The sequence below is a fragment of the Arthrobacter sp. IK3 genome, assembly GCF_051337705.1.
GTDB classification, from domain to species: Bacteria; Actinomycetota; Actinomycetes; order Actinomycetales; family Micrococcaceae; genus Arthrobacter_B; species Arthrobacter_B koreensis.
This window is the reverse complement of the sequence record NZ_JBPPSW010000010.1, coordinates 109,906-135,734: the sequence shown is the minus strand read 5'-3', so window position 1 is coordinate 135,734 and position 25,829 is coordinate 109,906. Positions and strand designations below refer to the sequence as shown.

Sequence of the window (25,829 nt, the reverse complement as noted above, 5' to 3'; positions counted from 1 at the left end):
CTCCACTATACCGCCAGGGGCAACCTGCTTGAAGCAATCGTGGCACGGATACTAGCACCTACCGCGGCGGCGAGTAGCGGTGGGACCGCGTTCCCTACCTGTTCGTATTGTTCAATTCTCGATCCTTTGAAAAGATAGTGGTCAGGGAACGACTGTATCCTCGCAGCTTCACGTACCGTGAATATACGGTCCTGGCTGTAGTGGAAGTAGGCACCCCAATGCGGATCACATTTGGTAAGGATCGTAGACGATAGAGCGTCTGGAAGTGATCGTCCGTAGCGTTTCGTGTGGTCCGACCGACGTGCCCGTTTCATACCGGCTGGTAATAGCTCCGTCGGAATGTTGGTCCAGTTACCGCCTGGGGGGATGTGCTGAAGTCTTTCAATGTTAACCTGGCCCAAGCGTGCAGCCTCATGGTTCATAACGCCGGTAGAACGCGAACGCAGTCTCTGTTGGTACAGGTTCTGTGCCGGGCTGGCGTATTCCTTCACGGGGTCCCCTGATTCTCCGTTGACGAGGGCTGGCAGATCCCCGATTGCGTCCCGCACGCTCGTATGGGGTTTCAAATCGTTTTCTGCCGGCATGACAACGATATTCTGCCCTCGGAATGTGCTGGTGAAATTGACACGCATGGGAGCGCTATGAGTGGGATTCGGGAAGGCGTCTCGAGGATCTCCGTCGAGGAAGCCCAAGATTATGGTTCTCCACCGTGTCTGAGGTACTCCATACAGCGGCGCGTAGAGTATACGAACATCTGCGTTATAACCGAGTTCTTCTAGAGCCTGAATGATTGCAGCGAGCGTAGCGCCGTTCTCGAAAGATACCAATCCTGGGACGTTTTCGATCAGTACGGCAGTCGGCAAGAATTCATCTACAAAGCGCAGGAAGTCGCGGAAGAGGTGATTGCGGTAGTCATCTTTACTGCGAACTGGTGCGTTGACACTGAACCCTTGGCAAGGAGGCCCTCCCGCAATTAGTGACAATTCTCCACGAGCTAGTCCCAGCTGTTCCCGCACCTGGGACGCGTCTACTTGCCGGACGTCACGATTGTCTACAAGGACATCCGGGTGGTTGGCCCTAAAGGTCTCTGAGTACCGCTCCACAACCTCGTTGGCATACAGACTAGTGAACCCAGACTCTCGCAACCCTTCGGACAGTCCGCCCGCGCCGGCGAATAGGTCAATCATGGTGTACGTGACAGAAGAGCTGGGGACCGTGCGTTGCATGCTCCAACTGTATAGCAGCAGAGCTACCGGCTTCCTAGCGTAGAAGACGTGTTGTGTCCAGCTCGCGTGTGGCTAAACCGTTACATGAGGGAGCTCACGCTCTCATGTCATGCAACTATGGCCATCCCTCTCCTCGCCGCACATCTGCCATGGCTGACTGCTACTCCTGGGCGAACTAGAGAGCGATATTAGGAGCCAGAGCGCCATGAGATCCCCCGATACCGTGAGGTGATAAAAGTGGTACGCCGCACTACATAGGCTACGCAATGCCGCTTGTGGTTGTCGGGCCGAGTGGGAAGTCTACGTTTTGTCCTCGGCGACCCAACGTGGCCACTTGATCGGGAGATCGCTCTTCCTGCAGATGTTCGGCTGTTCCCGGTAGCGTCCTCCATCGTCTGGCCCCAGAGTTTCGGTCGGGTGCAGTACTCCGCCCGACCGAGGGGTGTGAAGCCGGCTACAAAATCGCTAGACACGTCGATTCGCCACGATGGTCGCATGATGGAAACTGACGATGAGAGGAAGTGAGTGCATCAAGCCAACTCCAGGCTATGAACAGGTCGTGCTGCGCAGTGGAATCATGTTGTCCCTGTGCTCGGCCCCTTCTATACATACGAACGTCCCCAGGCACGTTATCGGCTTGGTCAGTGGTGGCTCTGGTTTGGTCTTTTCATCATACTTAGGCCTTAGAACGTCTCGCGGTTCGGTGCCGATGCTCACGTCGTGAGGGGAACCCGTCCAAAGCCGGACGCTACCGCGCTCCTAGGAACTAGATCAGCGAGCTTTGACACTAATCAAGGACAGCACTATCACGGTCCAGGGAAGAGGATTCGAGAATTGGCAGGATAGCTGCATATATACCGCGACGTAAAAGTTGTGTATATGAATAAGCTGAGGCATCGGATACACTCCCATCATGCATACTCAACTCCCGCCCCTGAAAGATCTCCATTTCGGTCAGCTCGATGCGGGTGAAGAGGCAAACGATGAACCCCTGCTGCTCACAAATGGGTACTTCGACTATAAGAATGCTGCATACGGTGCGACTCAAGGACACATTTGGCTCGTGATTGGACCAAAAGGGTCCGGTAAATCAGCCGTCTTAGAGCATATCCGCCTGTCATGGGAGGAGCGCCATGACCGTTTCTTTTCTTACTGGAATCTAAATACTTTCCCGATTGTAGACATAACCACGATCAGTTCGGGTCTATCGGTTGGAAGCTCAAGGGCGCAGTCCTCATGGGAGTTCCTGCTCTGGCTTAGAATCGCTGAATCTCTTAGCAAAGATGAAGGCATAACAGCCAAGTCTTCCTTTGTTAAGATGATAAAATCCCTCAAGGAGCGAGGGTATATTGAGGGGGACTGGCTATCGCGAGTAAGCAGATGGACTGGCGGTACGCTCAAGATTGATGCCAAAATCTTTAGCGTTGAAAATCGTTTCAATGAAACATATATAAGTCCGCTGGAGATGAGTGCTTACATCAGATCGGAGATTCTCGCAGTCACTACCTCAAGTCGTCACATTGTCTCGATAGACGGACTGGATTCATTCTTTTTTGAAGCAGACAATGAGTGGTCGTCCTTGGCTGGGTTGATGCAGGCTATGAGCAGCGTGAACAAAGAACTAAGTCGCGTTGATCTGCCTATCAGAATTCTTACCGCAGTGCGATCCGACATCCTTGATGTTCTTCCCGGGCCAGAAATCAACAAACTAAAAACCCATTCCGTCTATCTTGATTGGCACAAGAACGGTATCGGTGCGAGAAATGAACTATGGGATTTGGTGACCCGGAAAGCGCAAGTGAGTAAACCGGAAGTCACAAATATTGTAAGTCAGTATTTAAAGAAACCTTTTTCGAAGGGGCCACACACTGAGATGGCCGAGTATCTTTTGGATAATACGAGATTGTTGCCCAGGGATCTTGTCGCTCTACTAACGCACCTTCAGCGAGAGTTTAAGAGAAGCGGGCCAGTTCCTCAAGCGAATGCATTAAGGGCTGTGAATACCTATTGCTCGGAGTATTTTGTGGGCGAGATTTTCGATAATCTCGCAGGCATACTGCCTACAGGCCATGCAAGACAGCTCGGCAATTTCAAGGATGCGCTCCGGACTGCACCATCTAGGCGGTTTAATTTTGATTATATGACTAAAGAACTTGATGGGGAGCTCAGTCCTAGTCAGATTCGTAGTTTGTTGAAGCAGATGTTCGAAACTGGGGGAATCGGCATACAGAACGGGCGACACACTGACTTCGTCTTCCGCCAAACTTCCGGGGGCGGCTTCAGTACTAGGTATACGTTCCTTCTCCATGACGCCTTAGTTAGAGCATGGAACCGCCCCTGGAGCGATGATCGGGCTCGGGAGCCTGCTGGTCAAAGTTAGCGGGGCAGGTTGGGCAACTGAAGGGGGTGTGTAGAAACTGGCGGAGCGACGAGCGCCGCAGCAAGCTGGCTTCTAGTGTCGTTGGGCTCATGGAATCAGGACACTTGGCGTTAGTTGACGGTCCGCCGACGCTGCTCGGCTTCGGAATGACGGTGATGCCGCTAAGCGGCCTCTCTGCCACGCCGGATGGCTCCTTCGCCTCGTCAGCCCCGGGCAACCGGACGAGCCCGCCGACGCTGTGCTGGATCCAGCAAGATGTACTGCGTGAACCTGCCCAGCAGCGCGGCCCCACGGACATCCCGCTCGAACGCATTTTCCTCTCTCGGTTCCGACCGCAGGAGTAGCGCGCCCGCGCACCGACGTTTGTCACAGGCGCCCACGTGCCTGTCGCACAGAACACATCCCTGCACCCGCGAATCCGTGTATACGGCGTAAACAACACGACTAAAATTGAACTATGAGCACCAAAGCTTTCCCGCACCTGATGGCCACCGGCCGCATCGGTCCGATGGAAACCCCCAACCGCATCGTTCTGCCGGCCATGGACATGAACGTCTCCGAGCACGGCGAAATCGAACAGACGGAGATTGACCACTACGTTGCCCGCGCCAAAGGCGGTGCAGGCCTGATCATCACCGGAGCCTGCGCCATTGCGTTCCCCGTCGGCGCGGCGTCGATGAAGGAACCGGGGCTCTCCGATGACAAGTACATTCCCGGTCTGAAAGCCCTCGCAGATGCGATCCACGCGGCAGGCAGCAAGCTCTGCATCCAGTCCACGCACCACGGCAAGGTAGCCCGTGTCGACGTCGCCAATGACCGCGCGGTCCTCGCGCCGAACCCGCAGGACTACACCTACGACATGTCCGCACTGGCCGACTGCACCCGGGAAGAACTCGGCAAGATGGGTGCCGCGACCGCCGGCAAGCAGACCACCTACAAGGAGATGACCCAGGAGGACATCGACTGGCTGATCCAGACCTGGGCCGACGCCGCCGAACGCATCGCGAAGGCTGGAGCCGACGCAATCGAGATCCACGCCGCCCACGGCTACATCCTGGGTGTCTTCCTGAACCAGCGGGACAACAAGCGCACCGACGCCTACGGCGGATCCCTCGCCAACCGCGCCCGCCTGGCCTGCGAAGTCATCGCCGCCGTCAAGGCACGCGTCGGCAATAAGCTGGCCATCCTGGTCCGCGTCGCCGGCGAAGAATACGGCCAGGAAGGCGGCCTCACCCGCGCCGAAGCGATCGAAGCGTCCAAGCTGTTCGAGGAAGCCGGCGCAGACGCCATCCACGTCACCGGCTGGGGCCGGAACCCGTTCGACAACTTCACCGACGGCCCGCTGCCCAACAAGGTGGGCGCCTACCTGGAGAACGCCGCCGCGATCAAGGAAGCGGTGAATGTCCCGGTCATCGCCGTCGGCCGTATGCTTCCGGAGATCTCCGAAAAGGCCATCGCCGAAGGCAAGATCCACTATGCCGCCATGGGCCGCCAGCTCCTCGCCGACCCCGAACTGCCCAACAAACTGCGCGAGGGCAGGTTCAGCGAGGTGCGCCCCTGCATCAACTGCTACCTCTGCGTCGCGGAGAACTTCTTCGACGACACCCCCTTCTGCGCCGTCAACCCCGCCCTCGGCAACGAAGCCGTGCTCCCGCTCAAACCCGCCTCGCAAGCCAAGCACGTGCTCGTCGTCGGCGCCGGCCCTGCCGGTCTGGAAAGCGCGCGCGTACTCACCGAACGCGGCCACCGCGTCACCGTGATCGACAAGTCCGACCGCCTGGGCGGCACCATGTGGTTCTCCACCATGACGACGCCGGACAACGAGCGCCTGATGCGCTGGTTCAAGGCCGAGATCAAGCGACTGCGCATCGCGGTCAAACTCAACACTCCGGCCACCGTCGAAACCATCCGCGCGCTGAACCCGGACCACGTCATCGTGGCCACCGGCGCCGTCCGCCCCAAGCCGGACTTCCCGGGCGGTGACCTGCCGATCGTGCAGACCGGCGACACCCTGCGCGCCATGATGCTCGGCACCGCCACAGCCGAGGAAGCCGGTGCCGTGCTGAGCACCCTGGGCAAGATGGGCCGGCTTTCCGGCGTGACCAAGAGCCCCGAGTTCGTCCGCCAGTTCACCAAGTTCTGGCTGCCCATGGGCAAGGACGTAGTGGTGATCGGCGGCTCCCTGGTGGGCTTGGAACTGGCCGAGTTCCTCGCCGAACGCGGACGCCGCGTCACCCTGCTGCACGAGAAGCAGCAGCTCGGCCTGCCGCTGGCCATGCCGCGCCGCTGGACCGCGGTCAGCGACGCCAAGAAGCACGGCGTGCAGATCCACCGCAACGCCGTGATCACCCGCATCACCGAGAAGTCCGTGGAATGGACGGTGGGGGAGGAGTCCTTCTCCGCACCCGCCGCCATGGTGGTCTACGCAGACGGCACGACGTCGGCAGCACCGCTCGCTGACGAGCTGCGGAACGCGGGCATCCCCTGCGACGTCGTCGGTGACGCCGGCGCGGTGAACTACATCCACGGGGCCATCCACTCCTCGTGGAAGGTGACTGCGGAGCTCTAAGGATTTCGCTCACGCAGCCGGGCCGTTCGAAGGGGCGGCCCGGCTTTTTCACGGCACGTCACAGTCCCCGGCTCTCTTGTATCTCTGAGATATATCTGTAGCATCTTTGTCATGCAGGTCACATCATGACGCCCGCCGACAACGTCCACCCGCTGCCAGCGGGCAGCGCGCCGGCCGCGAAAGAAGCAGCCGCTCAGTCCCAGCCCGAACGGATCCGCAGCATGATCCGGCGGCAGATCATCCGCGCCGAACTGCGCCCGGGACAGATCTTCACGGAGCCCGATCTCGCCCGCGAATACGGCGTCTCCAAGACGCCTGTCCGCGAAGCACTGCAGATGCTCACCGTCGAAGGCCTGGTCAGCGTGCTGCCGCGCAAGGGCTACATGGTGCGCAGCCTCAGTTTCCACGACGTCCGCGAAGTCATGGACCTGCGGCTCATCCTCGAGCCGCCGCTGGTGGCCGCAGCGGCCCGCAACGTCACAGCCGAACTCGTCACCGAACTCCGTGCCCGGATCGAAGACCAGTTCCGGGACGGCAACACCCTCGAAGAACGGCTCTCCGCCGCCCGCGACTTCCACGTCACCTGCGCCCATGCCTCCCGCAACACCCGCGCCGCAGCCATGGACCGCAGCCTCACCGACGAGGTCATGCGCTTCTACCACCTGATGCCCATGGCCCACGACCACTTCTCCTCCACAGAGGAGCGCACCGCCCACGAAGCGATCTTCGACGCCGTCGCCACCGGCAACGCCGAAGCAGCGCAGCAGCTCATGCATGACCATCTGCTTGAAGCCAACGCAGCCATGATCCGCACCTTCTACAACGCCGGACCGCTCTAGCCCCGAACCACCCGAAACCCCTAGCCCACACCAGCACCCCGTCCACCCGAAAGGCAGCGCAATGAAGCGTTCACTCAGCACCCTCGGTACCGCCACCCTGCTCACCACCGGAATCTTTCTCACCTCCTGCGGCTCGGACGCAGGAACCGGCGACGGCGGGGGAGACAGCCCGGTGAAGATCGGCATCTCCCAGCTCATGGACATCGAAGCCCTCGATGACACCCGCGAAGGCTTCATTAAGGGCATGAGCGAAAACGGCTACCCCGAGGGCGAGGGCGTGGAGTACGACTACCAGAACGCCCAGGGCGACCAGGCCACCGCCACCCAGATCGCCGCCGGATTCGCGTCGTCGGACCTTGACCTGGTCTTCGCCATCGCCACCCCGGCAGCCCAGAGCGTGGCGCAGGCCGTAGGCAACATTCCCGTGGTCTTCTCCGCCGTCACCGAGCCGGTGGAAGCCGGGATCGTCGACTCATGGGACGCCCCCGGAGCCAACATCACCGGAACCAGCAACCTCGGCCCGGTGGAGGACCAGATGGCGCTGATCAAGGAACTCGCCCCGGATGCCAAGACCATCGGCGTCGTCTACTCCTCCGGCGAAGTGAACTCCCGCGTCCAGGTGGATCTGGCCCGGGAAGCCGCCGAAGAACTCGGCATGGAACTGAAGGAGGCCGCCATCTCCGCGACCTCCGAGGTGCAGCAGGCCGCCCAGTCCCTGGACGTGGACGCGCTCTACGTCCCGACGGACTCGCACGTGGTCGCTGCCATCGACAGCGTGGTGGAAGCCGCGGAAACGAAGCAGATTCCCCTCGTCGTCGGCGATGCCGCGTCCGTGGAGGCTGGCGGCGTCGCCACCTACGGCCTGGACTACGAACAGCTCGGCTACCAGACCGCGCTGATGGCCATCAAGATCCTCGAAGGCGAGGACCCGGCCGGCATGCCCGTGGAAAAGCAGACCGAATCCCTGCTGGTGCTCAACAAGTCCGCTGCGGCACGCATGGGCATCACCCTTCCGCAGGACATGCTCGACGCCGCCGACACCGTTATTGACTAATCCCACCCTTTCGAAAGCAGCCATGAAGCGCCGAATCCCCCAGTACTCCGAACTCCGCGAACTCGTCCAGTTCAAGGCCTTCGACCCCGACCGGCGGCGAGCCCGCCTGGCCAAGGCCAACACCATCGCGGACCTGCGGAACATCGCCCGACGGCGGGTCCCGACGGCAGCGTTCGAGTACGTGGACGGCGGTTCCTTCGCCGAACACTCGCTGCGCCGGAACCGGGAGGCGTTCGACGCCGTCGAATTCAACCCGCACGTGCTGCGCGACGTCGCGGCCGTGGACCTGCGCACCACGATCGCCGGAGCGCACGCCGCCCTGCCGGTGGGCATCGCACCCACCGGCCTGACACGGCTGATGCACGCCGAAGGTGAGGTGGCCGGAGCGCAGGCCGCGGCGTCGTTCGGGATTCCGTTCTCCCTCTCCACCATGGGCACGGTGTCCATCGAGGAGGTCGCCGCGGAAGCGCCCGACGCCGACCGCTGGTTCCAGCTCTACCTCTGGAAGGACCGTCCCCGGTCCCTGGAACTGATCCGCCGGGCGGAAGCTGCCGGGTTCGGGGCGCTGGTCGTCACCGTGGACACCCCGGTCTCCGGCGCGCGGTACCGCGACACCCGCAACGGCATGACGCTACCGCCCACCCTCACCGCGAAGACCATCCTCGATGCGTCCTACCGGCCGGAGTGGTGGTTCAACTTCCTGACCACCAAGCCGCTGGGCTTCGCGAACTTCGAGGGGGAGCGGACGTCGGTGGCTGAGCAGGTCAACACCATGTTCGATCCATCGCTGAACCTGGAGGACCTGGCCTGGCTGCGGGAGAACTGGTCCGGGAAACTGATCGTGAAGGGCATCCAGTCCGCGTCCGACGCCGTCGACGTCCTGGCCCGCGGTGCGGACGCCCTCGTGGTCTCCAACCACGGCGGCCGGCAGCTGGACCGCGCCCCGGTTCCACTGAAGGTGCTGCCGGAGATCCGTGCCGCCGTCGGGCCGGAAGCGCAGTTGATCCTGGACTCCGGGATCATGTCCGGCGGGGACATCGTGGCGGCGCTGGCCGCCGGTGCGGACTTCACCTTGATCGGCCGGGCGTACCTGTACGGGCTGATGGCCGGCGGACGGCAGGGCGTGGACCGGGCGCTGGAAATCCTGCGGACGGAGATGACCCTGGTGATGCAGCTGATCGGCGCTACGAGTGTGGCCGAGCTGGGACCGGAGCATCTGCGGAACCCTGCCGGCGTTCCCAACGCGGCCATGCGGGGTGCCGGCGCCCGGTAGGCACCCTCCGATTCGGAGACCGCGGTTCCTTCTGCGAGGATGTTCGTAAGTCTACTTACTAAGCACCAAGGAGATTCAGCATGCCCTCCGAAACCGCCGCAGGCGCGGCCGCGTCCTACGGCGTCCACTCCGAAGTGGGCAAGCTGCGCAAGGTCCTGGTCTGCGCGCCGGGCCTGGCGCACGAACGCCTGACTCCTACCAACCGGGAAGACCTGCTGTTTGACGACGTCCTGTGGGTGGACAACGCGAAGCGCGACCACGCTGACTTTGTGGTCAAGATGACCAGCCGCGGGGTCGAGGTGGTGGAACTGCATGACCTGCTGGGCCAGACCATGGACCTGCCCGATGCGAGGGCCTGGCTGCTGGACCGCAAGATCATCCCCAACCGCGTGGGCCTGGGGCTGGTTGTCGGCGTCCGCGCCTTCCTGGATTCGCTTTCAGGAGCGGAACTCGCGCGCTACCTCATTGGCGGCCTGACGCCGTCGGACCTTCCGGTGGATTACCGCAGCGGTTACGTCGGGCTGATCCGGGAGTCCCAGGGGCGGCCCGAGTACCTGCTGCCTCCGCTGCCCAACACCCTCTACACCCGGGACACCACCTGCTGGATCGGCTCGGGACTGACCCTGAACCCGCTGTACTGGCCGGCCCGGCACGACGAAACCCTGCTGATGCAGTCCATCTACCGGTTCCACCGCGACTACGCCGGATCGAAGATCTGGTGGGGCGACGCCGAACAGGACTGGAGCCAGGCCACCCTGGAAGGCGGCGACGTGATGCCCGTGGGCAGCGGCACCGTGCTGCTGGGCATGGGGGAGCGGACCTCCCGGCAGGCCATCACCCAGCTGGCGCAGGCACTGTTCGCGGACGGGGCCGCGGAGCGGATCGTGGTGGCGGGGATGCCGAAGCTGCGTGCCGCAATGCATCTGGACACCGTGTTCACCTTCGCGGACCGGGACCTGGCTACCATCCATCCGGCGATCGTGGACGGCATCCACGCGTTCACCATCCACCCGTCGGACAAGGCCCCCGGTCTTGAAGTTCGGGATGAGCGGGACCGTCGCTTCGTGGACGTGGTGGCGGAGGCGATGGGCTACAGGAAGCTGCGGCTGGTGGAGACCGCCGGGGACTACCATGCCACCGAACGCCAGCAGTGGGACAGCGCAAATAACGCCGTTGCGCTGGAGCCCGGCGTGGTGTTCACCTATGACCGCAACACCCAGACCAACGCGGCGCTGCGGAACGCCGGCGTTGAGGTGATTCCCATTGTGGGAGCGGAGCTGGGCCGCGGCCGCGGCGGCGGGCACTGCATGACCTGCCCGATCATCCGGGACGGGCTGGACTGACCCGGGCACGCGGCCGCACCGCCGCCGGAAACGCTCCGCAGGAACGTTAGCCGAACAGCTCCCGCTCCAGCGCGTCAATTTCCGCCGTCATCGATGCCTTCAGCGCGGCCTTCTCCGGCTCCGGCAGCCAGCAGGCATCCACGCCGGCCAGCGCGGACTTCCGCAGCCAGGCCCGGTCCAAGCCCAGGTCGTCCACGGCGATCCGGTATTCGTTGGCCAGAGTGGTGGGGAACATGCCCGGATCGTCCGAGGCAAGGATGACGTTCAGGCCGGCGTCCACCATGGCCTTGATCGAGGCGCGGCGCCACGGCCGCCAGGACCGCCGGGAGGTGGTGAAGATGCCCGTGAACGGGACCTGCTCCTCGCGCATCCGGGCGATGACGGCGTCGTCCTCCATCACAAAGTAGCCGTGATCAATCCGGTCGCAGCCCAGCACGTCCAGGCAGGTGATGGTGTTGACAGCCACCGGAGCGTGCTCGGAGGAATGCGCGGTGCGCTTCAGCCCGCCCCGGCCGGCGAGCTGGTAGGCGGCCTCGAACCGCTCCGGCGGCCCGGCCGTTTCAAGGTTGTCCAGGCCGATGCCCACCACGTACTCATGCGGGGCGTTCAGGATCTGCTGGACCCGGCGCACGGCGTAGGCGCCGTCCTTGCTGCGGTCGATGCCGACAATCAGCCGGCCGCTCATGCCGAAGTCCCGTTCGGCCTGCCGGATGCCCTCCGCGTAGGCCTCGATGCAGCCGGCGTATCCCAGTTCCTTCAGGGCGGGGGGAACGTCATCGATGAACAGTTCCAGGTGCCGGGTGTTGCTGGTGCGGTGCGCCGCTTCGAACGCTTCGTAGGTGATGCGGGTCAGGTCTTCCGCCTCGGTCAGGGCCTGCATGACCCACTCAGAGGCCTGGAAGAGCGAATACCGGTCGCCCGAGGGGTCCAGTGAGTAGTCCTCCACAATCGGAATCCGGGCATTCTCATACGGCGTGAAGTCCCGCATCACCGAGGAGATGTTCGCGAAGATCATCTCCGGATCCTCCGGCAGCACCAATCCGGCCTTGGCAGCCAGATCGGCGAACGTGGAAGCACGCACGGTGCCGATGAGGTGGCAGTGCAGGTCCGTTTTCGGAATGCGGGCAGCGAACTCGTGCAGGGCTGTGGACTCGGTGGCTGCTGTTGTCTCGGAAGAGGTCTCGGTGGTCATGCGTCCTGGCTTTCAGTGCTGCGGAGAATGCGGGAAATAGGAAAAGGCGGCAATGCGGGAAAAACGGACGGGTTCCGGTTCCGGCGCGGAAAGCCGGGACCGGAACCCGCGGAAATTACTTGGACGAAGCTTCCCGGGCAAAGCGGTCAACCCAGGTGTCGTAGTTGGCCACGATGGTGGGGAAGTCCAGGGTGGAGAAACCTGCGGCGATCGGATCCTCGGCGATGTCGCCCACCACGGCCGTCAGCGAATCCGGAACGGTGGCCTCCGGGTTCACTGGCAGATCGCCCACCAGCTCGGCCGAAGCGGTCTGCGCTTCGGTGGAGAGCAGGTAGTCGATGAACTCATGCGCGGCGTCCACGTTCTTGGCGCCGGAGGGGATCAGCACCCGGTTGGTGGCCATGTAGCGGCCTTCATCCGTGGCGGTCCAGGCCACCGGCTCGCCGTTTTCGATCAGGTCCGTGGCGAAACCGTTCAGCGTGGGGGAGGCAACAATCTCGCCCTGCACCAGCAGGTTGGTGATCTCGGTGGAGGAGGAGACGAACTTCAGGATGTTCGGGGACCAGCCGCCGATCGCTTCCAGGGCAGCGTCGATGTCATACGGGTCCTGCCCGTAGGTGTCCGCCACACCGGTCACGGAAAGCTGGCCGCCGGTGGTGGAAATGTCCGGGAAGGCCACCCGTCCGGCGTAGTCGGCGTTCCCGTAGAGGTCCCAGCTGGCGGCTTCCTCAGCGGAGACGTCTCCGGTGCGGTACAGCACGCCGTTGAGCTGGTAGCTGTAGGACGGACCGGAGAAGTCATCGGAGACGGCAAAGTCCGCGATGTTCTCCAGATTGGGCACCTTCTCCGCGTTCACGTCCTGGAACAGGTCCTTCTCTTCGCCCATGGCGGCATAGAAGTCGGACATCAGCATGACGTCCACACCGGAGTCGCCGCCGGCCAGTTCCAGCGAGGAGAGGCGGTCCGCGTTGGATCCCGTCTCGATTTCAACGGTGATGCCGGTCTTTTCCTCGAAAGGCTTCACCACGGCTTCCTCGAACGCTTCCGCGCCGAACGGGAACGCGCTGAGCACCAGTGTCTTGGACTCGGCGTCGGAGGATGAATCCGAGCCGCAGCCGGACAGGAGCAGTGCGGCGGCGACGGCGGCAACGGAGAATTTCGCTGCACGGTTGCGGGGGAGGGACATGGGGATTTCCTTTCGGTGGTACCCGGCACAGCTGTGCCGCGTAGGTTCAGGGCAATACGGGATGGGGGAGGACGGAAGGCGCCGGTTGGGGGGACAATCCGGCGGCTCCCGTCCGGTCTAGGCGGCGGAAGGAACGACGTCGGCGGGCAGTGCCACGATGTCCCCGCCGGAGGCGGTGACCCGCACCGGGTCTCCGGGGCGAAGCGCGGGAAGCGCCGCAGTCTGCGAGTTGCGGTGCACGGAGACCTTCAGCACCGTTCCGGCAGCGTCCACGGTGAGGATCTCGTCCGTTCCGCGGTAGGCCACCGAGGTGACCACAGCAGGAACATCCAGCCCGCCGGCGTCGTGCACCGAGTCCGCGGAGGCGAGGTGCAGGTGCTCCGGGCGGATGGTCACCAGGCCGCGGCCGGGCAGCTCCAGGAAGTTCTCGTAGCCCAGGAAGTCGGCGACGAACCGGCTGGCCGGCGCGGTGAAGACCTCGGACGGGGAACCCGTCTGCTCGATTTTGCCGGCGCGCATCACCACCATGGAGTCGGACATTTCCAGCGCTTCGTCCTGGTCATGCGTCACCAGCACTACGGTCAGGCCGGTTTCGGCCTGGATGCGGCGGATTTCGGCGCGCATCTGCACGCGCAGCCGGGCATCGAGGTTGGAGAGCGGCTCATCGAGCAGCAGCAGCCGCGGGCGGATGGCGATGGCCCGGGCCAGCGCCACGCGCTGCTGCTGCCCGCCGGAGAGCGCCTTGGGCTTACGGCTGGCCAGGTGCCCCAGCCCCACCATGTCCAGGCACTCGGCGATGCGGGCCTTCCGCTCGGCGGCCGGGACCTTGCGCAGCTTCAGCCCGTAGCCCACGTTGTCCGCGATGCTCAGGTGCGGGAAGAGGGCGTAGGACTGGAAGACCATGCCCAGGTTCCGCTTCTCCGGCGGCAGCCGCGTGGCATCGGAGCCGCCGATGATGATCTGTCCCGCGGTGGGCTGCAGGTACCCGGCGAGCATCCGCAGACTGGTGGTCTTGCCGCAGCCGCTGGGACCCAGGAGGGTGGTGAGCTTGCCTTCCTCGATCTGGAGGTTGATGGAGTCCACGGCCAGGGAGGAGCCGTAGTTCTGGCTCACGTTCACGAATTCTGCTGCGGGCGTGCTCACGAGTTGATACCTCCGAAGATTTTGGCGAAGCCCACGGTCCGCTCGGCAAGAATGGCGATGACGACTGTTCCAGCCATGATCAGCGTGGACATGGCGGCGATCATGGGGTCGTAGGACTGCTGGACGTAATCCAGCATGGTGATGGGGAAGGTACTGAAGTCCCGGCTCTGCAGCAGCAGGGACAGCGGCACGTTGTTGAACGAGGTGATGAAGCTCAGCAGCGCCGCGGAGATCAGGCCCGGACGCATCAGCGGCAGCGTCACGGTCCGGAAGGTGTGCAGCGGCGTCGCTCCCAGCCCGCGGGCCGCGTCTTCGATGCTGAGGTCGCTGAGCACCAGGGTGGAACCGGTGACCCGGACGGTGTACGGCATGAGGATCACCACGTGGCCCAGCAGCAGAACCCAGAAGGTGTCCGCACGCAGCGCGATCACCAGCTGCTGGTACAGCGCCAGCCCGATCACCAGCTCCGGCACGATCAGCGGGGAGGCGAAGAACGTCTGGACCGCGCCCTTCGCCGCGAACCGGCTGCGGGCAATGGCCAGGGCCGCCGGCACGCCAAGCAGCAGGGCCAGCACGGTGGCAACCACGGCCAGCAGCAGCGAAGAGACAAGCGAGTCCATGAACGGGGCGTAGGAGAGCGCCTTTTCGAACCACTGCAGGGAGAAGCCCGACGGCGGAAAGGCCAGGGAGCGTCCGGCGGTAAAGGAGGTCAGGACTACGAACACGATCGGCACGATCATCACGAGGTAGCCGACCACCGCGAGGCTGAGCAGAACTGGACGGGTTCTCATTCGACCCTCCCCTTACGTGATCCGAGGGCGGAGGACAGGCCGGAGACCGCAAAGACCAGCACGGTCATGATCAGGGCCGTGGCCGAGGCCGCTTCCCAGTTCACGGTCACGGAGGAATAGGTGAACAGCTGGGTGGAAAGCACCCGCTGTCCGGTGCCGCCAAGCAGGTACGGGGTGGTGTAGGCGGTGGCCGCGCCGGCAAAGACCAGCGTGGCGGACACGACGACGCCGGGCAGGGACAGCGGCACCACCACGCTCCACAGCGTGCGGGTGCGGGACGCGCCCAGGCCGCGGGCGGCGTCGTCGAGGTTCTTGTCCACCTGCGCGATTGCCGAATAGCAGGTGATGATCGCCAGCGGCAGGAACAGCTGCAGCATGCCCAGGATGACCGCCAGCGGCGTGTAGAGCAGCTGCGGTCCGCGCTCGCTGAGGCCCAGCCAGACGATGAGCTGGCCAACGGCACCGTTGCTGCCCAGGATCACCAGCCAGCCGAACGTGCGCACCACGTTGCTCAGCAGCAGCGGGAAGATGGCCAGGGCCAGCCAGACCCCGGCGAAGCGGGAGGTGGACCGGGCCAGCAGGAACGCGATGGGGAAGCCAAGGAGAATGCAGAGCGCCGTAACCGTGAGACCGAAGAACAGCGTGCGTCCAATGATGGCCAGGTCGTAGGGGTCGCCAAGCATCTGCCAGAGACGGGCGAAGACTTCACCCGGGCCGGTGCCGGGCGGACTGAAGAGCATTACCAGTGCGGGGATGGCGAATCCCAGCACCAGAACTATGGCCCCCGGTGCAAGCAGGAGCTTGGGTCTGCGCAGCATAAGGCGATATCCCCGAATTCGAATGGAGTGATGAAACCGGTTGTGGAACCGATTGCACCCTAGCCTAGTAGGATCGTGTTTCAGCATTGTTACCGGACTTCACAAGCTGTCGTGTTCCCACGTCACGGCTATGATTGCGGCCTAGAAGAGGGGGGAACTGATGGCAACACTGGACGACGTCGCCGTGCTGGCCGGCGTGTCGAAGGCGACCGCTTCCCGTGCCCTCGCCCGGCCGGAACTGGTAGCCAGGGACACCATTGAGCGGGTCCGTGCCGCCGCGGACTCCCTTGGCTTCCAGCCGAGCCGGATTGCCCGGGCCCTGGCCCGCGGCCGCACCGGGCTGCTGGCGCTGGTGGTGCCCAGCCTGCAGAACACGTTCTTCGCCCCGATCATCGAAGGCGCCCAGGCAGCTGCCGAGGAATCCGGCAACCACCTGACCATCGCCGTCAGCAACCTGGTCTCGCCAGCGGGCAACGCCGGCCTGGAACGCCTGGCCAGCCAAGTGGACGGACTGATCCTCAACGCGTCACAGGCCAGCCCCGAGGTGGTCCGCCATGCCGAGTCCCTGGCGCCGACCGTGCTGATCGAGCGCGAACTTTCCGGTATCCCCTCGGTGCTGGCGGACACCCCGGCTGCTTTCGGCGAACTCGCCGCGGAGTTCGCGGCCCGGGGACACGCCCGGATTGTATACGTGGGCGGACCGGATGGTTCCTGGCTGGACAGCATGCGCGCCCAGGCGGTGCAGGATGCCCTGGCAGGCAAGGCTGAGCTGACGCTCCTTGGCCCGCTGCCCCCGCTGGCCGAGAGCGGCATCCGCCTGGCCGAGGACGTGCTGGCCGCCCGCGCCACCGCCGTCCTGGTCTATGCCGCACCGATCGCCCTGGGACTCATGTATGCCCTGCAGCTGCGCGGCATCAGGGTGCCGCAGGACCTCGTGGTGAGCGGGGACGCCCGAATCGCCCGTGCACTGGGTTCCTCCGGTGTGCCCTCGGTGGACGTGGATGGGACCCAGGTGGGGCGGCAGGCGGTTGAGCTGCTGCTGCGGAGGCTGGAACTGCGTGCCCTGGAGGTGCGCGGCCTCCCGGTGTCCGCGCAGGCAGGCCCGGAACAGCGCCGGCTCGCGGTGCCGGTGCACTGGTCCTAGCGGCAGGGTAAATCCATCCAGCAGCTAATTAGGACATCTTTCTGTCACCAAATTTCCCACCAGCCACAAACGTCGCTTAGGGTTACCTTGGTTAGCCTGCCCTAAGCACGTATCCGGAGCGTCGCAGGAAGGCTTCCGCCGGCCCAACCGGGACCGGCCCGCACCTGCATCAAAGGAAACGACTCTTGCGCTCCTCCAAACTCGCTGCGCTCTCAGCCGCCGCCCTGCTCACCGCATCCCTCGCCGCCTGCGCCTCCACTCCGGCGGAAAGCCAGGCCGCACCCGAAGGCGACTGGGAAACCGTCACCATCGAACACGCCCTCGGCACCACCGTGATTGATGAAAAGCCCGAGCGCGTCGCCACCGTCAACTGGGCCAACCAGGAAGTGCCGCTGGCCCTGGGCATTGTGCCCGTGGGCATGGCCGCCGCGAACTTCGGCGACGACGACGGCGACGGCATCCTCCCGTGGGTCGAGGAAAAGCTCGAGGAACTCGGCGGCGAAACACCGGTGCTCTTCGACGAGAACGACGGCATCGACTTCGAAGCCGTCGCCGACACCCAGCCGGACGTCATCCTGGCCGCCTACTCCGGCCTGACCCAGGAGGACTACGACACCCTGAGCGAAATCGCCCCCGTGGTTGCCTACCCGGAAACCGCCTGGGGCACCTCCTGGCGCGAAATGATCGAGTACAACTCCACCGCCCTGGGCCTGGCCGAGGAAGGCGAGCAGCTGGTAGCTGACCTGGAACAGGAAATGACCGACGCCGCCGCCAAGTTCCCGTCCCTGGCCGGCAAGTCAGCCATGTTCATGACCCACGTGGACACCACGGACCTCAGCGAAGTCAGCTTCTACACCACGCATGACCCGCGCACCCTCTTCTTCGAAGACCTGGGCATGAGCGTGGGGGACAGCATCGCCAAGGCCTCCGCCGAAACCGAGAAGTTCTCCCTCACCCAGAGCGCCGAGCAGGCCGACGCCTTCGCCGACGTGGACATCATCGTCACCTACGGCGGCGAGGAACTGATCACCGCCCTCGAGTCGGATCCGCTGCTCTCCCAGATCCCCGCCGTCGCCAACGGCGCGATTGTCACCCTGCCCGGCGACAACCCGCTGGGCACCGCAGCCAACCCCACCCCGCTGGCCATCAGCTGGGTCCTGGACGATTACCTGACGGTGCTCGCAGAAGCCGCAGACGCCGCCAAGTGACGCCCCCGTCCCGCCCAGCCGCCCCGGCCGCTGCACCCGCACCCGGAAAGGACTCCCCGGAGTCCCTCACCTCAGGGCCTGCGGCGCGGCGCCCGGGGCGGCTGCGCGCCCTCTGGCTCGCAACCGCCGTCGTAATCCTGGGGCTGCTGATGCTTGCCTCCGTGACGGTGGGGGCGCGCGACGTCGAGTGGGCGGACATTCTTGCCGCACTGGGCGGCTCGGCGGACGGCTTCAGCGAAGCCGCCGTAGCCAAGCGGATTCCGCGCACGCTGCTGGCCGTGCTGGCCGGCGCTGCGCTGGGCGTGGCCGGAGCGGTGATGCAGGGCGTCACCCGCAACCCGCTGGCGGACCCGGGCATCCTGGGCGTGAACATGGGCGCATCCCTCGCCGTGGTGGTGGGCATGGCATTCTTCGGCCTGACCGCGGCCAACAGCTTCGTCTGGGCCGCGATCCTCGGCGCCGGCATCACCGCGCTGTTTGTCTACGCCGTGGGCTCGCTGGGCCGCGGCGGCGCCACCCCGCTGAAACTCGCCCTGGCCGGCACCGCGATCTCCGCGGCCCTGGCCTCCTTCATCTCCGCCGTGGTGCTCCCGCGGAATGACCTCGCCGGGGGAGTGCGGTCCTGGCAGATTGGCGGCGTGGGCGGCGGTTCCTTCGACGCAATCGGGCAGGTGCTGCCCTTCCTCGCCGTCGGATTCCTGGTCTGCCTGGTCACGGCCCGGTCGCTGAACTCCCTGGCCCTCGGTGACGAACTGGCCGCCGGCCTGGGCGAACGTGTGGCGCTGGCCCGCGGCACCGCCGCCCTGGGAGCCGTGCTGCTCTGCGGCGCGTCCACCGCCGTCACCGGACCGATTGCCTTCGTTGGCCTCATGGTGCCGCATGCCTGCCGGCTGCTCACCGGGGTGGACCACCGCTGGCTGCTGCCCTTCTCCGCCGTCGCCGGAGCCGCGCTCGTCACGGCCGCGGATGTGCTGGGCCGGGTGATCGCCCGCCCGGCGGAGATCGACGTCGGCATCATCACCGCGCTGATCGGCGCCCCCTTCTTCATCTGGATTGTCCGCCGGCAGAAAGTCCGAGCCCTGTGAACGTTCCCTCCTCTCCAGCCGCGGACGTGGCCCCGGATCTGGAAACAGGCAGCAGGACGACCATCGCCGCCGTCGTGCGCGGACGCCGTAACCGCGGCGTCCGCCTGCGCACCGTCGTCACTGTCCTGGCCCTCCTGATCCTGGCGGTCTTCGCGCTCAGCGTGATGGCCGGGCGTACCTTCTATCCGCTCGGAGACGTGCTGCGGGTCGTGTTCGGCGAGGACGTGCCCGGTGCCTCCTTCGCCGTCGGCCGCCTGCGCCTGCCCCGCGCGGCAATGGCCGTGCTTGCCGGGGCCAGCTTCGGCCTGGCCGGCGTCGCGTTCCAGACCATGCTGCGCAACCCGCTGGCCAGCCCGGACATCATTGGCATCAGCTCCGGCGCCGGAGCGGGTGCGGCCTTCGCGATTGTGGGGCTGGGCCTGGGCGGCGCCTCGGTTTCACTGTTCGCGATCACCGCCGGGCTTGCTGTCGCGCTGGTGGTCTATGCCCTCTCCTATAAAGCGGGCGTGGCGGATACCCGGCTGATCCTGGTGGGCATCGGCATCGCCGCGATGCTCGAATCCGTCACCGCGTACATCCTGAACCAGGCGCCCGACTGGGAACTGCAGGAAGCCATGCGCTGGCTCACCGGCAGCCTCAACGGCGCCTCCTGGAACCAGGCCCTGCCCGTCCTCGCCGCGCTGCTCATCTGCGGTCCGGTGCTGCTCAGCCAGGCCCGCAACCTCGGCGCCACCCGGCTGGGCGATGACACCGCCTCCGCCCTGGGCGTGCGCGTGGGCCGCACCCGGCTGGTCATCATTGTTGCCGCGGTGCTGCTGATTTCCTTCGCGACGGCGGCCACCGGACCCATCGCGTTCGTCGCCTTCCTCGCCGGGCCGATCGCCGCCCGGCTGGTGGGCCCCGGCCCGTCGCTGCTGGTCCCCGCCGCCCTGGTGGGAGCGCTACTGGTGCTCGTGGCCGACTTCTGCGGCCAGTACGCCTTCGGCTCGCGCTTCCCGGTGGGAGTGGTGACCGGCGTGCTCGGCGCCCCCTACCTCGTTTACCTCATTGTCCGCGTCAACCGCGCAGGAGCCTCACTGTGACCGCTGCCCACACCCTCGCCGTCGAAGGCCTCACCCTCGGCTACGGAGACCGCACGGTCATCGAGTCCCTGGACCTGCTGGTGCCGCCCGGGCAGGTCACCGCTGTCATCGGCGCCAACGCCTGCGGCAAGTCCACGCTGCTGCGCTCCATGTCCCGGCTGCTCGCCCCGAAAAAGGGGCATGTGCTGCTGGACGGCAAAGAGGTGCACCGCATGCCGCCCAAGGCGCTGGCCCGCACGCTGGGCCTGCTGCCGCAGTCCCCGGTGGCGCCGGAAGGCATCACGGTTGCGGACCTGGTGGGCCGCGGACGGCACCCGCACCAGCGGCTGCTGGCCCGGTGGAACGCGGACGACGACGCCGCCGTCGCCGCCGCGCTGGACGCCACCGAAACGGCGGGGCTGGCCGAACGCTCCGTGGACGAGCTCTCCGGCGGACAGCGCCAGCGCGTCTGGATCGCCATGGCCCTGGCCCAGCAGACGGACCTGCTGCTGCTCGATGAACCCACCACGTTCCTGGACGTCAGCCACCAGGTGGAAGTCCTGGACCTGCTCACCGACCTGAACCGCAGCCGCGGCACCACGATTGTCATGGTGCTCCACGACCTCAACCTGGCCGGCCGCTACGCGGACCACCTGGTGGCCATGGCGGATGGGAAAATCCTCGCCGCCGGCACGCCCGCCGAAGTACTCACCGAAGACACAGTGCGCGCGGTCTACGGGCTGGAAAACCGGGTCATCACCGACCCGGCCTCCGGAAAGCCGCTGGTCCTGCCGCTGGGCCGGCACCACGTCCTTGCCTGAACCGGTCTCACCGGGAAGCGGCACCGCCGTAACGGATGCAGGACGGACGGCGCCAATCGCCTAGCCTGAGCGCATGGCTAAACCAGTGCTGACCATCCTTACCGGCAACCGCGAAGTCACGGGACTCGACACTCTGCGGCAGCTCGCCGACGTGCGGCTGGCCGCCGACGCCGATGAGATGGCCGCCGCACTGCCTGGCACGGAGATTGTGTACCTGTGGAACTACTTTGCGGACGGGCTCCAGCAGGGCTGGGAGAGCGCCGATGCCCTGAACTGGGTGCACCTGCCCGCCGCCGGTGTGGACCGGCTCCTGTTCCCCGAACTCGCCGCCTCCAACGTCACCGTCACGAACGCCCGCGGCATTTTCGACGCCGCCATGGCCGAATATGCCCTGGCCGGGATCCTGTACTTCGCCAAGAACTTCCCGCAGGCGCGCCTGAACCAGGCGGAGCGGCGCTGGCAGCACTTCGGCACCTCCAACCTAGCCGGGACCCGGGCGCTGGTCGCCGGAACCGGAAGCATTGGACGGGCGACCGCCCGCCTGCTGCGCGCCGTCGGCATTGAAGCGGACGGGCTGGGACGCACAGCGCGCGACGGCGATGCGGACTTTGGCGCCGTGCACGCCAGCGCGGACTTCGCCGCTGTGGCCGGGAACTATGACTGGGTTGTGCTCGTCGCGCCGCTGACCGAGGACACCCGCGGCATGCTCAACGCCGAGGTTCTGACCGCCATGAAATCCTCCGCCGTCCTGGTGAACATGGGCCGCGGTGAGCTGGTGGTGCAGTGCGCCCTGGAGGGAATGCTGCGGGACGGGCGCATCCGCGGGGCGGTGCTGGACGTCACCAGCCCCGAGCCGCTGCCCCAGTCCAGCCCGCTGTGGGGGCTGGAGAACGTGCTCATCACTCCGCACCTGTCCGGGGACTCCCGCTCGCACCTGCCGGCAATGGCTGCGCAGTTCGAAGCGAACCTGCGGGCGTACCTGGCGGGGGAGCCGCTGGAGAACGTCGTGGACAAGCAGCTGGGATTCGTGGCCGCCCCCGCGGGACGGTAACCCGGCCACCGCCGAACCGGAACGCGTCCCCCGTAGAATCGACGGATGCCAGAAACCCAGCAGGCCGCAGCCGGCCAGTCCGCGCAGGCGTCCTCCCGGCTGGCGCGCATCGTCACCGAAACCACGGCCCCTGCCGTGCTGGTGGGAATCCTCCTGCTGCTGCAGCCGCTGCTCAGCCCGGACGTGACCTGGCTGCAGGCCATCACGGCGGCTGTCTTTACCGTGGGCCTGCCGTTCTGCCTCGTTCTCTGGCTCAAGGGCCGCGGATCCGTCACCGACCACCACGTGGGGGTGCGCTCGCAGCGTGCCCCGATCCTCGCGGCGTCGGCGGTGTCCCTGGGCGTGGGAGCGCTGGTCCTGCTCCTGCTGGATGCCCCCGCCGGCCTCTTCGGCGAGATTGGCGGCGTCTTCATTGGGCTGATGATCTGCATGGCAGCAAACCTGGCGTGGAAACTCTCGGTCCATTCCGCCGTCGCGGCCTACGTGGGCCTGGCCCTGCTGGCACCCGTCCCGGTGTTCGGGCCCGCGCTGGTACTGATGCTGGCCTCGGCAACCGGCTGGTCCCGGATCAAGCTCGGCGACCACACTCCCACCCAGGTGCTCGCCGGTCATCTGGCCGGCTGCGTTGCCTTCGCAGCCGCCCTGTTGCTGCCCTGACCTTGTCCCCGCCGCTTTCCCGACACCTTCTCCGACACCTTCTCCGACACCTTCGCCGACACCGGGGCATCGGCGTCGGGCTCCTGATGTGGGATAAAGTCGCAGGGTCCGTGCCGGTCATTCGGGGCACGGCTGCAGGTGTGGGACAAGGACGGGGAATTCATGGCACTGCGTTTTACCAAGTCAGCGGGCAGTGAACGGGAACGCGCGGCTTCCAGGGCCGTAGTGGAGGCGCTGAATCTGGCCGAGCACGTCAGCTTCGAGGACCTGCTGGCCGCCGTGTCCACAGCCCACGGCAAACCCATTGAACTGCACGATATAGACCACGGAATCATTCCCGCTGTCACCGGCCTGTGGATCGAAAAGGAAAAGAAGTCCATCATCCTGCTGCCCGCCGGGGACAACCGCCTTCACCGCACCCATGCAGCGTGCCACGAGTTCGGCCACATCCTGCTGCAGCACCGGAGCTGCGGGGGAGTGGAAACCGCAACCCCGTCCGTCTTCGCGCACGTCGGCAGCCGCCGGGGCATCAAGACCATGCTGGCCCGGTCCCTGGACTGGAACGAGACCGAACGCGCTGCGGAGCACGTGGCCTACCTGCTATCCCTCTCGCTGCTGGGAGACCGCGGCAGTTCCAGCGACTTTGAGCGGACGTTTATATGACGTACCTGCAGGTTGCGCCCGTCCTCGTGCTATGGGCCGTGGTGGCCATCCGGCTGCTCGGACTGCGGTACGGGTGGAAGGCGGGGGTGCTTCCCGCCGTAAGCGCTGTAGCGATCGCGGGAACCCTAAACATCGACCCGGTGTACCTGGCTGTTGACCAGGCACTGGGTGGCCGGAACGTGCTGAACCTGGTGATCCACCTGCTGGTGGGTGCCGGCATGACGGACCTGAGCCGCCTGCTGCTGCAGGTCACCGGGCGGGGCCGGCGGGTGAAGGTTCTGCTCGCCGTCGGGCTTGTCCTCGGGGCAGCGCAGATCGTGCTGCTCGCGGTGTCCGACACCCGGGGGTCCGCCGCGAGTTTCACGGATACCTTCGGCAACATCCCCACCATTGCCTGGTACCAGGCCATGTTCTTTGCCTGGTTCGCCATGATCTGCGGGTACACCGCCGTTGAGATGATGCGCCGGAACCGCCGCGGGGAATCCCGGGCGTTCCGGATCGGCTTCGATGTGCTGGGGCTGGGCTGCTTTACCGGCGTCGCGGCCGCAGTCCTTAAAATGATCCAGATAGGCATGGAACTGAACGGCATCACCGATTCCGGGGGACCTCAGGCCGTGGCCTACCAGGTGCTGCTGGCTTTGATGATTATGAGCTTCGCCGTAGGCTTCATCCTTCCTTCCTCGGAACGGATCAAGGCAACCTTCCGGGTCCGCGGCCAGCGCGCGCAGGACATTGCGGCGCTGCGGCCCATCGTTGCCCGGCTGGTGCAGACGCCGCAGGGACGCAGCTCCATTGGAGCCGCGAAGATTTTCCTGGGAGACCGTCCGTCCAAGGACCAGCTGTACCGCTGGTTCATCTTCATTGGCGACGTCCGGGTCCTGGATCCCACGCTGCTCTCCCCGCAGGAAACCACAATTATTGACGAGATAGGCACACGCATTGAGCACAACGGTTCACCGGTCCAGCGCCCGGCTGGCGCTGGCCGCTAGCCTCTCCCGGGTCCTGCCGCCGGCCCTGGTGCTGGCTGTCCTGGTACTCCTGGCCGGGCTCGAGGCCGGGCTGGGCCTGCTCGGCGCCGGCGTGCTCCTGGCGGCGATCATCGGTGTGCCGGGCCTGCTCTACAAGCTGGCGAAGCGGCCTTTCCAGCGGCGGGGATTTCCAGACCGGCTGCGGATCCAGCTGCTGGCCGGGTTCACGTTCGCCGGCGCCGTCGCCTGTTTCCTGCTGCCGCTGGGATTCCCGGTTCCGCTGACCGTGGCGGCGCTCTTCGTGGGAAACGCCGGCCTGGTGTTCTTCCGCCGCTGGCTCAACGTGTCCGCCCATGTGTCCGTTATAACCTTCGGCGCGCTGTGGATTATGGCGATATTCGGGGGAGCGTGGGCATGGCTGTTGATATTATCGCCGTTGATGATGTTCAGCAGGGTCTCTCTTCGTGAGCACACGTGGCCGGAGGCTTTTTCGGGCGCCGCACTGGGAACGGCTACTTTCTGCTGTTTCCTCATAGCTATGACATGGAGCTGAACTACGTGGAGAATCTGGATCTTCCCCCCGAGCGGGCGGCGGGACTGCGGCGCGCGGAAACGCTCGCCCGGAAGATCAACCTGCTCCTGGACGTGATCATGTCCGAATCCGGCAAACCCTACGACTACCCGGCGATCCGTGATGGTGCGCAGAAGGCCGGTTATTACCTGTCCCGGACCCGGTGGTCGCTGCTGAAATCCGGCAAGGAACAGGTGGTGCCGGACGAAGCCCTCCGCGCCATTGCCGCAGTGTTCGACGTCGATCCCGAGTACCTGCTCCAGGAGGGCGGCAAGCTGCCCGAGCGGGTGGAAGCCGAACTCGAGCTGATCCGCAGCCTGCGCCGGGCCGAGGTCCGCAACTTCGCGGCCCGGGCCCTGGGTCCGGTGGACCCCGAGGCGCTGCGTGCCATCGCCAAGATCCTCGACGAAACCGAATAGAGCCGTTTTTGACCGTCCTGCGGTGCGCTGCTATGGTTTCACTCATGTCTCACACATGTGTGAAACATGAGTGAAACCGAGAATGACGGACGGGGAATGCGCTCACCGAACGGTGAAGCCGCAGGCATTATGTGATTGGGGGATCACGCCTGCAGCCCTGGCTTGGGGCTGAGTCCCGTAAGCCGCGCACCCCGTCCGCATTCTTGGGACGCGTCCGGTGAAGCTACGCCCGGACGGTTAGGCAACATCCGCTGCCTGTGGGGGTGCAGCGGAGATTGCGGGTGAAAGCCAGCGAAGTCGATTCGCTGGCTTTTGCTGTCTCCGGGATTGTGGCGGTTTGGGTTTGCGGGTCCCGACGTTCCCGTCC

General features: G+C 65.2%; 24 protein-coding genes. 18 read left to right on the top strand and 6 right to left on the bottom strand.

Annotated features, from left to right (window positions below; genetic code table 11):
- Positions 1 to 5: 5 nt before the first annotated feature.
- Entirely contained in the window at positions 6 to 1,187 is a 1,182-nt protein-coding gene (locus ACSLGO_RS14185) for a DNA cytosine methyltransferase (protein WP_436401363.1), read from the bottom strand.
- A gap of 952 nt (positions 1,188 to 2,139) precedes the next feature.
- Between ACSLGO_RS14185 and ACSLGO_RS14180 the strand changes: the two genes are divergently transcribed.
- The 7 genes from ACSLGO_RS14180 (at position 2,140) to ACSLGO_RS14150 (ending at position 10,684) form a co-directional block, all read left to right on the top strand.
- Complete coding sequence (locus ACSLGO_RS14180; RefSeq protein WP_436401339.1) at positions 2,140 to 3,606, top strand: P-loop ATPase, Sll1717 family; 1,467 nt, start codon at positions 2,140 to 2,142, stop codon at positions 3,604 to 3,606.
- Between the two features lie 104 nt (positions 3,607 to 3,710).
- The gene (locus tag ACSLGO_RS14175; RefSeq protein WP_436401338.1) at positions 3,711 to 3,950 is read left to right on the top strand and encodes a hypothetical protein; all 240 of its coding nucleotides are present in this window, start codon (positions 3,711 to 3,713) and stop codon (positions 3,948 to 3,950) included.
- Positions 3,951 to 4,063: 113 nt separating this feature from the next.
- The gene (locus ACSLGO_RS14170) at positions 4,064 to 6,175 is read left to right on the top strand and encodes an FAD-dependent oxidoreductase (protein ID WP_436401337.1); all 2,112 of its coding nucleotides are present in this window, start codon (positions 4,064 to 4,066) and stop codon (positions 6,173 to 6,175) included.
- Positions 6,176 to 6,300: 125 nt separating this feature from the next.
- A complete protein-coding gene (locus ACSLGO_RS14165) occupies positions 6,301 to 7,014 on the top strand; it encodes a GntR family transcriptional regulator (protein WP_436401336.1) in 714 nt (237 codons plus the stop codon).
- A gap of 61 nt (positions 7,015 to 7,075) precedes the next feature.
- On the top strand, positions 7,076 to 8,068 hold the full coding sequence (locus ACSLGO_RS14160; RefSeq protein WP_325786862.1) for an ABC transporter substrate-binding protein: 993 nt from the start codon (positions 7,076 to 7,078) through the stop codon (positions 8,066 to 8,068).
- Positions 8,069 to 8,090: 22 nt separating this feature from the next.
- Positions 8,091 to 9,341: an alpha-hydroxy acid oxidase gene (locus ACSLGO_RS14155; RefSeq protein ID WP_436401335.1), complete on the top strand. Its 1,251-nt coding sequence runs from the start codon at positions 8,091 to 8,093 to the stop codon at positions 9,339 to 9,341.
- Between the two features lie 80 nt (positions 9,342 to 9,421).
- Positions 9,422 to 10,684 (top strand): arginine deiminase, encoded by a 1,263-nt coding sequence (locus tag ACSLGO_RS14150; RefSeq protein ID WP_436401334.1) that lies wholly within the window; start codon positions 9,422 to 9,424, stop codon positions 10,682 to 10,684.
- 46 nt (positions 10,685 to 10,730) lie between these two features.
- Here the strand turns inward: ACSLGO_RS14150 and ACSLGO_RS14145 are convergent, their stop codons facing one another.
- The 5 genes from ACSLGO_RS14145 to ACSLGO_RS14125 all read right to left on the bottom strand — a co-directional run bounded on the left by ACSLGO_RS14145 (position 10,731) and on the right by ACSLGO_RS14125 (position 15,814).
- Positions 10,731 to 11,876, bottom strand: a complete 1,146-nt coding sequence (locus ACSLGO_RS14145) for an adenosine deaminase family protein (RefSeq protein ID WP_377956054.1) — start codon at positions 11,874 to 11,876, stop codon at positions 10,731 to 10,733.
- A gap of 115 nt (positions 11,877 to 11,991) precedes the next feature.
- The gene (locus tag ACSLGO_RS14140; RefSeq protein ID WP_436401333.1) at positions 11,992 to 13,062 is read right to left on the bottom strand and encodes an extracellular solute-binding protein; all 1,071 of its coding nucleotides are present in this window, start codon (positions 13,060 to 13,062) and stop codon (positions 11,992 to 11,994) included.
- 117 nt (positions 13,063 to 13,179) lie between these two features.
- The gene (locus ACSLGO_RS14135; RefSeq protein ID WP_091607311.1) at positions 13,180 to 14,205 is read right to left on the bottom strand and encodes an ABC transporter ATP-binding protein; all 1,026 of its coding nucleotides are present in this window, start codon (positions 14,203 to 14,205) and stop codon (positions 13,180 to 13,182) included.
- Positions 14,202 to 14,996, bottom strand: coding sequence for an ABC transporter permease (locus tag ACSLGO_RS14130; protein WP_263128390.1), 795 nt, complete (start codon positions 14,994 to 14,996; stop codon positions 14,202 to 14,204). The genes ACSLGO_RS14135 and ACSLGO_RS14130 overlap by 4 nt, the downstream gene beginning before the upstream one ends.
- Positions 14,993 to 15,814, bottom strand: a complete 822-nt coding sequence (locus tag ACSLGO_RS14125; protein WP_263128391.1) for an ABC transporter permease — start codon at positions 15,812 to 15,814, stop codon at positions 14,993 to 14,995. The genes ACSLGO_RS14130 and ACSLGO_RS14125 overlap by 4 nt, the downstream gene beginning before the upstream one ends.
- 160 nt (positions 15,815 to 15,974) lie before the next feature.
- On the opposite strand from ACSLGO_RS14125, the gene ACSLGO_RS14120 reads away from it, so the two are divergent.
- The 11 genes from ACSLGO_RS14120 to ACSLGO_RS14070 all read left to right on the top strand — a co-directional run bounded on the left by ACSLGO_RS14120 (position 15,975) and on the right by ACSLGO_RS14070 (position 25,462).
- Positions 15,975 to 16,958 (top strand): LacI family DNA-binding transcriptional regulator, encoded by a 984-nt coding sequence (locus tag ACSLGO_RS14120; protein ID WP_436401332.1) that lies wholly within the window; start codon positions 15,975 to 15,977, stop codon positions 16,956 to 16,958.
- 185 nt (positions 16,959 to 17,143) lie between these two features.
- Positions 17,144 to 18,166 carry an iron-siderophore ABC transporter substrate-binding protein gene (locus ACSLGO_RS14115; protein WP_436401331.1) on the top strand — a complete coding sequence of 341 codons (1,023 nt, stop codon included), beginning with the start codon at positions 17,144 to 17,146 and terminating at the stop codon, positions 18,164 to 18,166.
- Complete coding sequence (locus ACSLGO_RS14110; RefSeq protein WP_377956059.1) at positions 18,163 to 19,251, top strand: FecCD family ABC transporter permease; 1,089 nt, start codon at positions 18,163 to 18,165, stop codon at positions 19,249 to 19,251. Before ACSLGO_RS14115 ends, ACSLGO_RS14110 begins: the two co-directional genes overlap by 4 nt.
- Positions 19,248 to 20,333 (top strand): FecCD family ABC transporter permease, encoded by a 1,086-nt coding sequence (locus ACSLGO_RS14105; RefSeq protein WP_436401330.1) that lies wholly within the window; start codon positions 19,248 to 19,250, stop codon positions 20,331 to 20,333. The genes ACSLGO_RS14110 and ACSLGO_RS14105 overlap by 4 nt, the downstream gene beginning before the upstream one ends.
- Positions 20,330 to 21,133 carry an ABC transporter ATP-binding protein gene (locus ACSLGO_RS14100; protein ID WP_091607296.1) on the top strand — a complete coding sequence of 268 codons (804 nt, stop codon included), beginning with the start codon at positions 20,330 to 20,332 and terminating at the stop codon, positions 21,131 to 21,133. Before ACSLGO_RS14105 ends, ACSLGO_RS14100 begins: the two co-directional genes overlap by 4 nt.
- Before the next feature lie 73 nt (positions 21,134 to 21,206).
- Positions 21,207 to 22,184 (top strand): D-2-hydroxyacid dehydrogenase, encoded by a 978-nt coding sequence (locus ACSLGO_RS14095; RefSeq protein WP_436401329.1) that lies wholly within the window; start codon positions 21,207 to 21,209, stop codon positions 22,182 to 22,184.
- Positions 22,185 to 22,229: 45 nt separating this feature from the next.
- Positions 22,230 to 22,841, top strand: coding sequence for a hypothetical protein (locus tag ACSLGO_RS14090; protein WP_433123052.1), 612 nt, complete (start codon positions 22,230 to 22,232; stop codon positions 22,839 to 22,841).
- A gap of 162 nt (positions 22,842 to 23,003) precedes the next feature.
- On the top strand, positions 23,004 to 23,504 hold the full coding sequence (locus tag ACSLGO_RS14085; RefSeq protein ID WP_436401328.1) for a hypothetical protein: 501 nt from the start codon (positions 23,004 to 23,006) through the stop codon (positions 23,502 to 23,504).
- Positions 23,501 to 24,493, top strand: a complete 993-nt coding sequence (locus ACSLGO_RS14080; RefSeq protein WP_436401327.1) for a hypothetical protein — start codon at positions 23,501 to 23,503, stop codon at positions 24,491 to 24,493. The genes ACSLGO_RS14085 and ACSLGO_RS14080 overlap by 4 nt, the downstream gene beginning before the upstream one ends.
- A complete protein-coding gene (locus ACSLGO_RS14075; RefSeq protein WP_386916916.1) occupies positions 24,444 to 25,025 on the top strand; it encodes a hypothetical protein in 582 nt (193 codons plus the stop codon). The genes ACSLGO_RS14080 and ACSLGO_RS14075 overlap by 50 nt, the downstream gene beginning before the upstream one ends.
- On the top strand, positions 25,016 to 25,462 hold the full coding sequence (locus ACSLGO_RS14070) for a hypothetical protein (protein ID WP_436401326.1): 447 nt from the start codon (positions 25,016 to 25,018) through the stop codon (positions 25,460 to 25,462). Before ACSLGO_RS14075 ends, ACSLGO_RS14070 begins: the two co-directional genes overlap by 10 nt.
- Positions 25,463 to 25,829: the final 367 nt, after the last annotated feature.